Genomic DNA, 12481 nt, shown 5'->3' with positions numbered 1-12481 from the left:
TAAATCATAAGGCCTCATGTTTTTATTTTCGGTTTATTTAGAACCACACCCCACCATCCCACAATACGGCCTATCGTCTCTTGAATTTCAGAATTTCTATTCATAGATTTTATACCGCCCAATAGTGTTAACAACATCAGTAAAAAAGCAGTTAGATGCCATTTCAATCTGGCTTTCAATTTAGGGTTTTTATATTTTACACGCCAAATATACCATCCGTTTCGTAAAACCATCTTTCCATATTTAAAAGCATTTGGTCGACCATGAATTTCGTGATGGTGCTCACATCTTGCAGAGGTGTTTACATACAATGGACCTAGTTTTGATAATCGTAAACAATAATCTGCATCTTCATATAATCCATAACCTTCAAAATACGTAGAAAATGACAACGAATTGAATACAGATTTACGGTACGAAGCCACACCACCCATAAAGAGTTCTACAGGATATATTTTATTATTCGGCGGTAAAAAACCAATGGCTCTCATGTGAGAAAATGTAGGTAAGAAGGCTGGCGGCATATCAGGAGCTAGTCCTAAACTTCGTCTTATTTTAAAACGAGAAGGCTCTTTTCTCCGCCAACCATCAAAATAAAAATAATTTATATTTTTAGTATAGCTAGAAATTTCCCAAAACACTTCATTAGTAATATATCCGCCGACACCCAACGCTTTATGATGGATAGCGTAAGTGCTTAATAGATTCTTAAAATATAATTTATCTAAAGTGATATCATCATCTAAAAAACAAACGATATCTATAGTTTCCTCGACTTGAGATATCCCAAAATTACGTTGTTTGGTCAAACCTCTTTGATGATCATTAACTTGGTAATAAGTCAGATTCTTGAAACTATTTATTTCTAAACTTTGCTTCGTCTCACTATCAGTTGACCCATCAATAATTAAAATCTGATTTGGATAAAGCGATTGCTTTTTTACTGAATTCAATAAGTTCAGCAACGCTTTTGGACGCATATAGGTGCATATGATAAGTGAAAATTTCATATCAATTAAAAATGACGTTCTCCCAGATATAATAACCTTTTAGCATATTGCAAAGACTTTTGAAACTGTAATTGTTTATAAGGTAATTTCAATAAACGAACTAGAAATTCCTTTTTACCACCTTTAAAAAGATAAAGGAAAAAATGTTTATGACGCCATGCTTCCACTTGTTCTGGAGTAAAATGCTTTATTATTCCATAGGTGATGGTAGGACTAGGAACAGGTCTTGGCCATTTTACAGGTCTATCGAGTTCCCATGGTTGTGTCTTCCTTTTCTTTCCCATTAGCTTAGATTGAGAACCCCAAACGCGATAACCGCCTTGTTGCGGCTTAAGATGCAAGTTTGCTGAATAAGGATTATGCAATAAAACACCTCCAGCTTTTAGTATTCGTAAACCATAATCTGAATCTTCTCCATAACCCCCATCAAAATTAATATCATTTCCCTTAAGCCGATCAACCATTTCTTTCTTTACACAAGAGTTTGCATTACTAAATATAGATGAAACACCAACATGCCATCGCGCATCACCCAATTTTGCCAATCTGTTTTTTAAATCATTTAAATCTTGAGTCTCATGACTAGCCATAATATCCAATCCATTCGTGGCATCTGCTTTATAGGTTTGCAATAACTTAATGTGATTTTCTACAAAATCAGGCAAAACGCGAATATCATCATCTGCAAAAATGATATAATCGCCAATACACATATCTATAGCCTCGTTTCTTGCCTTACAACTACCTTTAGATGTTTGCCATTTTAAATTGATTTTAAAGTTAAAATTGTCTTCATTATAGTATTTAGGGTCCCGCTCCTCTTCGGGGGTAGCATCCACAATGATGGCTTCACATATAGGGTAAGTTTGGGCATTATAATCCTTTAAAAGTAATTCAGTATACCCTTGTCTCTTCATTGTTGGAATGATCAGACTTACTTTTGGGTGCCCTATTATTGGTTTTAATGGCCTACCCTTAATAACGGTAGTTTCATGCATTTTTATCGAACTGGATTTTTTAAAAGATTTATACTCATTAATAAATCTCAATAGTCCTTGACGCAAAAGCATATAATAACTATGGCGTTTCTTGAAATGTTTTTTAAAGAAAAGATAACGATTATCAGAAGTGATTTTTACGTTCTGATGTTCCTTCGGGAATAAACCTTTCACATACATAGGAATGCCGTGATTGTACCTAATAAAATTAAATCCAAAATCCAAACCTTGCATGATTTCACAAGAATAAGCTTTGTCAAAACCCGGTAATTGCTCCCAAACAGATTTTCGAATAACAAACGCTCTAGAGTTCACTCGCCAGTTAACAGCGCTGTTGACATTCTCAAAATCATTTAGAAACCACCAATACACAGCTGTTTGATAAATGAGTTCAGGAAAACAATTCCTAAATCCTTGATCTAAACTACTATGCCATAAATCCCCGGGACCATCAATCAATTTCTTAAAATTATCTACATCAGGATCACCAACATACAATAATATCTCCCCTTCTTCACTTGTCCATGTTTTAAATTTTGTCATCAACGCTAATCTTACTTTTATAAAATTCTATACTTTTTAAAACTACACTATTCTTTGAAAAATTTTCAATAACATGTTGCCTTCCTGATTTACCAAAACTCTTGGCCAATGTTCTATTTTCCAAAAGTTCAATTACTTTTTCAGAAAATAATTTATGGTCTTTTGGATCAATGGTATAGCCTGTAACGCCATTCAACATCAATTCATTGGCCCAACCAATATTTGAACTGATCAAAGGCTTTTCCATTGCCAGAGTCTCTAACCATGTCATTGGAAAAGCTTCAGCAAAACTCGGCAATAAAACAACCTCAGCTTTTGCAATATAGTTTTTAATTTCTCCATAGGGCACTTCTTCCAAATAGGTTAATCTTTTCTTTGCTTCCGGAGTCAAGAGCTCCTCAAAAAGTGATAAACTCGACGTGTTTTTAAAGATGTCCACCACGTCCTTACCAATTAACAAAAGAGAACACTGAGGTAACTTCACAACGACCCTATTAAAAATCTGAGCCAATTCCAAAACCCCTTTTTTTCTTTATAATAGTTCCAAAATACAATAGTTGTCCCTGATTAATATTTAAATTGAGAGGCTTAAACTCATCAATATCAATCCCATTGTGAATGGTACGAATCACTGTTTTTAGTCCAAAAATTTCTTTGGTGAGCTCTCCTGTGAAGGTGCTCACGGATACTATAGCATCCGCATTTTTAAGGGCTGTACGTTCTAAAAACCGATGCTTCCATTTTTGTTTCCTACCCTCCAAATGACAAAAATAGCCATCACTCCCATTCAGTCTTATAATTAGCGGAATATTAAATTTCATAAAAGCCGAAATCCCTGTCCAATCTGGAGCCTCAAGAAGTTTTATGCCTTGTTTATCAATATGTTTTTGGATAATCCGTTGGTGACGTTTACGTTCCAAATACCAGTTGAAAGCAAAATGTTTCTGTTTGGCAATACTCACCAAATGGATGCCTTCTTTATTAAAATCAGCATCTTTTTGTTGGCCTACAACAAACACAGTTACTTTAACTCCGTGTGTAACCAAGCCTTTTGCCAGGTTTTTGATACTCGTTCCCAATCCTCCTGAACGACTGAAGTTTGGATGTGGATATTCTGGTGTAAGAAAACCTATAGTCATGATAAAAGGTTGAGATACCCATCTACCATTCTTTCTGTCGAGAATTTATCAATCATTTCCTGGTTTGTTTTTAATTCATTCATCGATTCCTCATTTTTCAAAATATCCACAATTATATTTGACAATTCATTAATTCCCATAATATTAAATGTATAACCGTTCTCACCGTCCTTAACTAATCCTAAAATATTACCAGCTCCTTTAGTTGTTATTACTCGAAGATTAGATACCAAACTTTCAACAACTGTAAAACAAAACGTCTCACCATGTGATGCATGAATTAAATAATCATAATTGTGATATAATAAATGTAAATCATTTCGACTGCCTCTAAACTTCACGTACTCTTCCAAGTTTAAATCTGCTACTAACAGTTTTAGATAATGTTCATATGGGCCTTCTCCATAAACATCTAATTTAAACTTTCGAAGTAAATTCTTATCAACTAATGCAAGGGCATTAATTACATCTTGCACTCCTTTTTCCTTTCGAAGATGACATGCTATAATGAATTTCGGAGTATTTGTCAATCGACTTTTCTTAATATATATATCTGCTAAAATACCATTATAAATCACTAAACACTTTCTTCTGATGGAATTGCCATATTCCTTTACTAAATGGTCAAGACAATATGAGGAAACTCCTATAAAAAAATACGATATAACGACTGTAAAGCATTCCTTTAAGTCTTAATTTTAAACGCTTTTTTAAAGGAAAACCTTCCAAAGGTCTTGGATTATGATCTACAGCAATACAACAAGCATTTGTTTTTAATTTAACCGCTTTATAAAAGGGTGCACATAATTCCGTAAAATGAGTAATAACATAGTCATAGCTTCGGGTATCTTTTTTTAGGTCATTTAAAAACAAAGATTCAACGGATGCCGTTTGCGTCAGTGTAATATCTAAACCTTTATAAAAGTCAATAACCTTTTCTCCCTTAAAAAACCAGTGTATTGTATAACCTTGTGTTTTAGCCTTCGTATCAAAAGCTTCAAAAAACCGATCCATTCCGCCAATACGATCCTCACGTATTTCGTAATTGCAGATGACAGCTATAGATTTTAAAGTCATTGGAGACTTGCTTTTATAGTTTCAGAAATGCGTTCTGAAGTTCCCCTTAACTCACAACTTATCTGAAGTTGTAATAATTCTTTCTGGGCCTCTAAACGAAGCTTTGGATTTGACATGGCTATATTGACAGCGGCTACTAATTCTGGTCCGTTCTTAACAATGGCCACAGCCCCACTTTCTGCAACGCGCTTATAATGTGTATAATTTAAAAAACGCTGGTCATTATAAAGTCCATTTTCGTTATTGCCAAAAACAGGATTGATCACAGGTTTATCAAAACACATAGCATCTAAACTCATGGTAGAACACATATTAATAAACACATCACAATTCTCCAAAATGCTTCTCAAATCTACCATATCTTCAAATGTTGGCACTCGTTGTGACCATGTTTCTTGATGGCCTTCTCTACGCAATGGCCATTCAGGATAATTCCATACTATAAAAGGAAACTTTTCTTTTAAGTACTGAAACCTTTCAGGAGTTTCAGCAGGAGACGTGCGCACTAAAAAATTAACCTGTTGTTTTATCTCTTGAGATTGAATAGCATTTGCAATAGCTTCAATATAGATTGGGTCATTTTTGCTTGTCGATACGTCACCACAACTGAAGCAAATCGTCTTCATTTGTGGTTCCAAATTGAATTTAGCACTGAAATCTTGTTGTGTCGTTTTATAGCGCTCCAAAACGTAGGGTTCAAATTGTGGCGTCCCAACCACATGGATTTGGGATGCATCTACACTTTTATAAAAAGTCAATAATTCAGATTTCATCAAATGGCTCCAAACAAAATAATGATCAAAATTCCCAGCCATCCTTCCTTTTGATGCCAAGTTATCCCAACTGAAAATAAATGTTCCTGTTGATATGTTTAGTTGCTCTGCTGCATAGATTAATGGCGCAATATATGGCGGGCGTTGGTGCGTAAAATAAAGGAAGTCTACCTGATCTAATTGAAGTTGTCGAACGTACCCTTCAGTAATTCGGTTTGATTTAAAGGTCTGCTGTTGCAAATCATTAAAACGTTGTATCCATTTTTCGGAATGAAATACCTTTGTTAGGGCATATATAAAACGTTTGGCATACCCTCTTACAGTGCTGCTTTTTTGTTTGTTGATGTCATAAGTATCCTGAATCCCGAAGTTGCCCTTACGGTGTAATTGTAGATGAGACACTTCCTTACATTTCATAAAAAACCAAGTATAGAAGGTTTCTTGATAGGTTTGAAGCTCTACAATTTCAGAATGTGTAACATAATCTTTATATACAGCCTTCGGTAAAAAAGAATAGATAATAACTCGATCAAATTTGGACTCTGCTTCTTTAATAAAATCACTCAGAATATAGTTTCTAAATCCGACACCATCTGTAATGACAATTCCTAAACGTTTCATCATAAATCTCTAAATTGTTTTTGATGGTTCAATTCCCAGAACGCTTCTTGATTTAAAGTCTTCAAAAATAAAGCGCCGCTATTGCCACTCCCGAAATGAGGTGTGACTTTTTCCACTTCTAATTTTGAAATCCGATTTAAGGCCTTCAAGATGGAAGAGGTGCTATAATCGATATTTAGTATTTCTGAATTTGTGACTCGATTTTGCTGTCGGGTTCCTATATTTATGACTGGAATGCCATAATATGGTGCTTCACGAACCCCTGCACTACTATTTCCCACAATGCATTGTGCATGTTTTAGAAGCGTTAAAAAGTATTCAAAACGCAGGGATGGAAAAATTCTAAAACGGACATTCTCCATTAAACATTGATAGGCTTTTAAGATCCGCTGACTTCCCAAATCGTTGTTAGGGTAAATTACAACATAGTTACCGCTACTTGCCAAAAGCGCTTTCACAAAAGCATCAGCATAAGTTTCCATATCGTCGGCCTCTGTAGTAACAGGATGAAACATTACAATACTATAAGCCTCAAAAGGAATGTCATAATACGCTTTTACCGTTTCTAAATTTGGGAGTGTATCCGAGAACATAATGTCTATGTCAGGAGATCCAATGGTGTAGATGGACTGTTTTAGCTCCCCCATTTGTATCAGACGATTTTTAGCCTGGGCGTTCGATACAAAATGCACATGGCTCATTTTACTGGTAGCATGTCGTATTAATTCGTCAATTGTGCCAGAGACTTCACCGCCTTCAATATGGGCGACCAAGACATTGTTCAAACTACCCACGATAGCTCCTGCCAATGCTTCAACCCGATCGCCATGAATCACAATCAAATCTGGTGCAGTTGCCTTAACATACTCTGAAAATCCGGAAATGGTTTTTGCCAAGGTCAAATCCATAGTGGTTTCGTGGGTGTGGTTTTCAAACGTATATATATTTTTAAAACCACTTTTTTGAACCTCTATCAAGGTATAGCCATAGAGTTCTTGCAAATGCATTCCAGTAACAAAAATATGGGGCTCAAAATCAGGGGCATCCTGTAAAATGGCGAGAAGTGATTTTAATTTTCCAAAATCGGCTCGTGTTCCAGTAAGGAAAACAATCTTCTTCATCTATAGCTGCTCTTTTATAAATTTGAATTAATCAATATCTGTTGTAAAAATTCAACAGCAATTTTAATACTTTTATTTCAGACCTGAGAGTAATAAAGACGGTATTTACAGACGGGCTGTCTTTCAGAGACCTAAAATCGTGGTGCTTTTTTAATTGACGTCTTTTAATCGCAACTGTACATCATTATCCAAATCAGTCGTTGCCGTTTTTCCCAATATAGTATTGAAATGTGCTGCCAAGAATTCTCCATTGCCGGGACGTTTGACCCAAATATTATCTTTTGTAAAATACTCTCCTTTTTTGATGGGTGCTATGGTGCACACCGTTGCAAAAGCAAAGTCGATGGTTACCTGTTCTTCTTTGGCGGGATTTTTACTGCCACCCCGCATTTGCGCTATTTCGGCACTGTTATGAATTAAGTCCTTACAAGCCTGTTCATCCATACTACAAACAATATCTGGTCCCGTACGTTGCATATGGTCCGTAAAATGACGTTCTAAAATACTGGCGCCCAAAGCCACGGCTCCCAGACAAGCATTGTTATTCAAGGTATGATCGCTCAAGCCAAAAACTTTTTCAGGAAACGCTTCGTGAAGCTCAATCATGGCACCAAAACGAACAAGATGGACAGGCGTTGGATATAAATTAGTGGTATGCAGCAAAGCCACAGGCACATGATGAGCATCGAAAATGGCAACAGCCTTTTTAACGCTTTCAACAGTGTTCATTCCTGTACTCAATATCACAGGTTTCCCAAATTGAGCAATATGCTCCAACAGTGGATAATTATTACATTCTCCGGAACCAATTTTATAAGCCACAACACCCATTCGTTCCAAGCGCTCTGCAGCAGCCCTTGAAAAAGGTGTGGAAATAAAAATCATCCCTTTGCTTTCAACATAATTTTTCAATGCGAGCTCATCAGTTTCATCTAGTGCGCAACGTTCCATGATCTCATAGATCGATATGTCTGCATTTCCAGGAATCACTTTTTTGGCAGCGCCACTCATCTCATCGCTCACAATATGAGTTTGATGTTTCACAACTTCCGCACCTGCCCGATGCGCCGCATCGACCATTTCCTTAGCTGTTTTTAAAGAACCTTCATGGTTGATGCCGATTTCTGCAATGACCAATGGGGGATAGTCCAATCCTATTTTACGACCTGCGATTTCTATGAATGGCTGTTGTTTCTGAAGCATATTCTAATCTTTGTTTTTATTCTTACTCACCGAGACTAAACCTATCGAATAGATATTCAGCATAATTTAGATCCTCTTGCGTATCAATATCAATTTCGGCAAAAGGATGGGTTACCTCCAACGGAAAAGCGTCGGCTGTCAAAATATGTCCTGCACGAATGGCACTTGCTTTCGTAATATAAAGCAGTCCGTTTTCGTAATACAAGGGTTCTAAATCTTGACTGCGTTGACCAGGCTTATAATTGAAAGGCAAAAATACGTTGTTTTTTATAACTCCCAATTTGTCGTGGTTTCTACTTACTGTAAATAAGCTGTTCAAATCTTGAGCTTTAAAAATGGTAAAGGCTTCTTTAAACAGAGTTTTTGGACGTAAAGGATTGGTGGGTTGTAAGAGCACGATGTCTTCAACGGAATCTTTTATAGTTTCCAATACATGCTGCAGCGCACTCAAGGTAGGCTCAAAATCACCAGACAAGCTATCAGGTCTATCAATTACTAAGGCACCATAATCTAAAGCTATCTTTTTGATATGAGCATCATTTGTACTCACATACACGGCATCAATTTCTGGTTGTGCTTGAGCATAGAGGATGCTATGTACGAGCAAGGGCAAACCGCCCACTATTATGGTGTTTTTTGAAGGCAATCGTTTGGAACCTCCGCGAGCGGGGACGATGGCTATGGTTAGATTATTTTTCATGTTTTGGTGTCCAATATATTTTCGATTCTTCTAAGCTATTAAAAAGCGTGAACTCATGCCTACTCAATCGGAATTTTGAAGTGAAAAATTTTGGACTATGTCTTATCACATCAAAAAGCGCTAAAAAAATGACCCACAAGGCTTGTAAATTACCTTTAAACACTTTTCGCTTTAACTGACTCCACAAACTCCCCACAAACCGTTTGGGTATTATTTGTAAAGGATAGCATAAAAACATAAGATACCAACCTGAACGTAACGAACAATGCTGTCTTGTAATATAATCCTTGTGGTTTTTTCGTTCTTTCATATCTACCCGATGCTGAATAAGTGTTTCTGGCACATAATGAATTTCCCAATGACGCTTAAACATTTGAAACGCTGCAAACTGCTCTTCGCCATAAAATTCAAACCATTCTGGGTAATCAGAGAATGAATTCCAAGCTTCCATGCGCCATACATGGCCACAACCGACAAAGCCATTGACTTGTCTTGGCTTTTCTGTAGTTTTTAAATGCTCTGGTAATTGTAATCCCCAAAAAATACGTAGAGCTATTAGACCGCACGTACTATTTAATTTAAAGTAACTAAATAATGTATTTAACGCTTCTTTAGAAACGAAATGAGCATCATCGTCCAAACTAATCGCATAGGAAGTTCTGACGCTATTTAGCATTATATTTCTGTTAAACAAATATCCCTTAGAAACGCTATTACTTATTAGAGTTATTTCAGGATAACTATTTTTCAAAAATTCTGAAGTCCCATCATTAGAGGCATCGTCACAAATAATGAAATGTACACCATCTCTGAAAATATCCTGTAATTGATGTAATGTATATTTTAAATCATCAATACGATTTTTAGTCGTTATTAGAATTGTAAACTGATTGTAAGACATCTATTTAATTTTCAATTTACTAGCGTTGGTAAAACATCAGAAAAATCTTCTTATAAAGTAAGCGTTTTCCTGTGAAAATCTTTCTTCTAATTTTTGAAGTAACTGTTTTTTTTAGTGGCGTTTTCTTAAAAACTGGTACCGCATTGGCTTCATTAGTTTCATTCTGCGAAACAATATCGAGCATCCAAGGTTCAACCTTATTACCCATATGGTATGCGAAATTATGATAGGTAGAAAGCCTTAAACGTCCAGACGTATTGATTGGTTCATCTACATATTTATATTCTGAATCATTACCCACCAATATATAAGACGGAGCTTTGGGAACGCTTTCAAATAGTATATCTCTATCAATAGTTAGTACCTGGTGTCCGCTCCCAACTAAGGCTTTTACATGATTAACTTCTATTACCGGCCATTTCAACTGTGGATCTGTTTCTCTGTCCCAGTTAATACTGTCCATATACATATTATAATCCGTTAAGTTTTCTGGAATACTCTGGTATTTAAATTTTAACCGTCTTAACCATATTTGTTTTAAGGTCGTACTTGTACAGTACAATTCAGAGTGTCTTACAGATATGGGGGACACAGAACCTACTTTTTTAAAACTTGAAAAGACTTTTTCGGTTTCTTCTTGCCAACCTGATTTAAACAGAATATCAGCATCAGCCAATGTTATTAATTGTTCGCGAGCTCCTCTTGCAGCTCCTATCAACGCATCAATTTTGCCAATATTTGTGCTATGGTTTATTAAGGTATCAATTACTTTATTTAAATAAGATGTATTTAAAAATGCCGTTACCATAGTATTACTGCCATTATTGACAACTGTTATCTTTGCTGATGAATTAATTGAAGTCCGTAAAGATTCTAAACACGTTTTAAACACCTCAAAGCTATTTTTATAAAAATTACTTTCTTCTTCAGGAATGTATACCACCACAACAATACGATGATGTGTACCAACTTCTAATTGTTTTGTCCTTTTTTTGAGGATTCATTCCTACTCTCATCTATTATTTTATTATTGAAGGTATGGTTAACCTATAATTTTTTTACAATATCTAAATATTTTTTTCAATGTAATTTTTGGAATACTCCTTTTGATATTTCAATCGAACTTGGGTTGCGTACTTTTTCGAATCATTACTATTTAATTCTTGAACATTTCTTATTTGCCTAGCAAGATTATCAATTGTATTATTGTGCCAAAATGGATTAAATGGAATTCGTTCTGGCATAGCACCTGATTTAGCTGATATTATTACTTTCCCCGCTGCCATTGCTTCTATTCCAGTCAATGGTCCTGTTTCATATTCAAAATAGGATAGAATAACACAATCTATTTTTGATAAAACATTAGCTATTTCATTGTTCTTTATAAATCCTTTAAAAAAAACAACCATCCGTATCTCCACCTTATTTTTTTAAATTGTTTAGTTCTTCTCCTTCACCTATAACATAATAAAAAATCATTATGTCTTCTTACCTGTTTAAAAGCTTTTACGACAATATCAATTATTTTTTTCCTTAACCATTCTAGAATATGTAAGGAAAGTTGTTATTTTTTTACCTTCTATTGGAATTTTTTAAAAAAATGCTCTTCATTAAAAGCACATTGATCAATTATGACATAAGTATGTGGTTTATTATTTTCAATTCTGTTTGCATTATTAAAGGAATGGTGAATAAAACAATCCACATCATTTATATAATTGTAATCGTTCGATGAAATAAAACCTGTTGTTCTAAATAATATCTTGCGATTGTGTTTTTTAGCAAATTTTATGATTTTATCCACGAATGTCGAACATAATTGAGCACATATAAAAACTGCATCATAATTTAAAACTAATGATTCTAATACAACTTCTATTTCCCTTTCATAATTAAAATATTTCTTTAAAACAGCATTATTAACATAGTCGTATTTTGCACCTTTTTTTTTATTCTTCACATAACTTAAATAGGAAAGCGTTTTGAAAATTCTGCTTTTTCTATATAGTAAGCTATTTAATCCAAAGAAATTTTGATTTTTATCAAACTCGAAAACTTGGGAACTTTTAGTGAAGGAACCGGATGTACATATATCTACGAAATAATTGGTTGAAAGAGTTTTTGCAATAAAAGCGACCTCTAACTCCCTTCCTCCTAAATCTCCAATAGGTCCAAATATCAATATACGTTTCAAAATAATTTTCGTTTTAAACGATTTAGAAAAGAATAATGCTTGATTTCTTCTTTAAAAAAAAGTTTATGTGCCTTTATTATCCCACTATGATTAGATTTAATTTCATTGTATATATACATTTTAGCATTTTTTACATATAATAACTCTTCAAATTTTTTAGCTTTATTTAATTAAATGTTCCTCAATGAGCTTCCAACTTTC

Annotated in this window: 14 protein-coding genes; all 14 read right to left on the bottom strand. The window is 34.8% G+C overall.

Annotation, left to right across the window (positions count from 1 at the left end):
• Positions 1-14: 14 nt before the first annotated feature.
• The 14 genes from A9996_RS18080 to A9996_RS18020 all read right to left on the bottom strand — a co-directional run bounded on the left by A9996_RS18080 (position 15) and on the right by A9996_RS18020 (position 12280).
• Positions 15-1010, bottom strand: a complete 996-nt coding sequence (locus A9996_RS18080; RefSeq protein ID WP_066438615.1) for a glycosyltransferase family 2 protein — start codon at positions 1008-1010, stop codon at positions 15-17.
• Between the two features lie 5 nt (positions 1011-1015).
• Positions 1016-2551, bottom strand: coding sequence for a glycosyltransferase family 2 protein (locus A9996_RS18075; RefSeq protein ID WP_066438612.1), 1536 nt, complete (start codon positions 2549-2551; stop codon positions 1016-1018).
• On the bottom strand, positions 2538-3035 hold the full coding sequence (locus tag A9996_RS20740) for a glycosyltransferase family 4 protein (protein ID WP_248912382.1): 498 nt from the start codon (positions 3033-3035) through the stop codon (positions 2538-2540). Before A9996_RS20740 ends, A9996_RS18075 begins: the two co-directional genes overlap by 14 nt.
• Positions 3036-3045: 10 nt before the next feature.
• Positions 3046-3690: a glycosyltransferase family 4 protein gene (locus tag A9996_RS20735; RefSeq protein WP_248912381.1), complete on the bottom strand. Its 645-nt coding sequence runs from the start codon at positions 3688-3690 to the stop codon at positions 3046-3048.
• Positions 3687-4220, bottom strand: a complete 534-nt coding sequence (locus A9996_RS18065; RefSeq protein WP_066438610.1) for a glycosyltransferase — start codon at positions 4218-4220, stop codon at positions 3687-3689. The genes A9996_RS20735 and A9996_RS18065 overlap by 4 nt, the downstream gene beginning before the upstream one ends.
• 94 nt (positions 4221-4314) lie before the next feature.
• Positions 4315-4767, bottom strand: coding sequence for a hypothetical protein (locus A9996_RS18060; RefSeq protein WP_066438607.1), 453 nt, complete (start codon positions 4765-4767; stop codon positions 4315-4317).
• Positions 4764-6164 carry a hypothetical protein gene (locus A9996_RS18055; protein WP_245905277.1) on the bottom strand — a complete coding sequence of 467 codons (1401 nt, stop codon included), beginning with the start codon at positions 6162-6164 and terminating at the stop codon, positions 4764-4766. The genes A9996_RS18060 and A9996_RS18055 overlap by 4 nt, the downstream gene beginning before the upstream one ends.
• Positions 6161-7282 (bottom strand): UDP-N-acetylglucosamine 2-epimerase, encoded by a 1122-nt coding sequence (gene neuC / locus A9996_RS18050; RefSeq protein ID WP_066438603.1) that lies wholly within the window; start codon positions 7280-7282, stop codon positions 6161-6163. The genes A9996_RS18055 and neuC overlap by 4 nt, the downstream gene beginning before the upstream one ends.
• A 150-nt stretch (positions 7283-7432) precedes the next feature.
• On the bottom strand, positions 7433-8485 hold the full coding sequence (locus tag A9996_RS18045; protein WP_066438600.1) for an N-acetylneuraminate synthase family protein: 1053 nt from the start codon (positions 8483-8485) through the stop codon (positions 7433-7435).
• A 22-nt stretch (positions 8486-8507) separates the two neighbouring features.
• On the bottom strand, positions 8508-9185 hold the full coding sequence (locus A9996_RS18040) for an acylneuraminate cytidylyltransferase family protein (RefSeq protein WP_066438597.1): 678 nt from the start codon (positions 9183-9185) through the stop codon (positions 8508-8510).
• On the bottom strand, positions 9175-10086 hold the full coding sequence (locus tag A9996_RS18035) for a glycosyltransferase family 2 protein (protein WP_066438591.1): 912 nt from the start codon (positions 10084-10086) through the stop codon (positions 9175-9177). Before A9996_RS18035 ends, A9996_RS18040 begins: the two co-directional genes overlap by 11 nt.
• 19 nt (positions 10087-10105) lie before the next feature.
• On the bottom strand, positions 10106-11032 hold the full coding sequence (locus A9996_RS18030) for a glycosyltransferase family A protein (RefSeq protein WP_169817268.1): 927 nt from the start codon (positions 11030-11032) through the stop codon (positions 10106-10108).
• Positions 11033-11153: 121 nt separating this feature from the next.
• On the bottom strand, positions 11154-11507 hold the full coding sequence (locus tag A9996_RS18025; RefSeq protein WP_248912380.1) for a glycosyltransferase: 354 nt from the start codon (positions 11505-11507) through the stop codon (positions 11154-11156).
• A 158-nt stretch (positions 11508-11665) separates the two neighbouring features.
• On the bottom strand, positions 11666-12280 hold the full coding sequence (locus tag A9996_RS18020) for a hypothetical protein (RefSeq protein WP_157487251.1): 615 nt from the start codon (positions 12278-12280) through the stop codon (positions 11666-11668).
• Between the last annotated feature and the right edge of the window lie 201 nt (positions 12281-12481).

Origin of the sequence: Gelidibacter algens, assembly GCF_001678675.1 — a bacterium.
GTDB lineage: Bacteria > Bacteroidota > Bacteroidia > Flavobacteriales > Flavobacteriaceae > Gelidibacter > Gelidibacter algens.
The sequence above is the reverse complement of the archived record's forward strand: the minus strand, read 5'-3'. Positions and strand labels throughout refer to the sequence as shown.

Excerpts from the sequence above, each read along its gene's own strand:
- A9996_RS18080 (WP_066438615.1), bottom strand. The coding sequence starts at position 1,010 with ATGAAATTTTCACTTATCATATGCACCTATATGCGTCCAAAAGCGTTG.
- A9996_RS18075 (WP_066438612.1), bottom strand. The coding sequence starts at position 2,551 with ATGACAAAATTTAAAACATGGACAAGTGAAGAAGGGGAGATATTATTG.
- A9996_RS20735 (WP_248912381.1), bottom strand. The coding sequence starts at position 3,690 with ATGACTATAGGTTTTCTTACACCAGAATATCCACATCCAAACTTCAGT.
- A9996_RS18060 (WP_066438607.1), bottom strand. The coding sequence starts at position 4,767 with ATGACTTTAAAATCTATAGCTGTCATCTGCAATTACGAAATACGTGAG.
- A9996_RS18055 (WP_245905277.1), bottom strand. The coding sequence starts at position 6,164 with ATGATGAAACGTTTAGGAATTGTCATTACAGATGGTGTCGGATTTAGA.
- neuC (WP_066438603.1), bottom strand. The coding sequence starts at position 7,282 with ATGAAGAAGATTGTTTTCCTTACTGGAACACGAGCCGATTTTGGAAAA.
- A9996_RS18045 (WP_066438600.1), bottom strand. The coding sequence starts at position 8,485 with ATGCTTCAGAAACAACAGCCATTCATAGAAATCGCAGGTCGTAAAATA.
- A9996_RS18040 (WP_066438597.1), bottom strand. The coding sequence starts at position 9,185 with ATGAAAAATAATCTAACCATAGCCATCGTCCCCGCTCGCGGAGGTTCC.
- A9996_RS18035 (WP_066438591.1), bottom strand. The coding sequence starts at position 10,086 with ATGTCTTACAATCAGTTTACAATTCTAATAACGACTAAAAATCGTATT.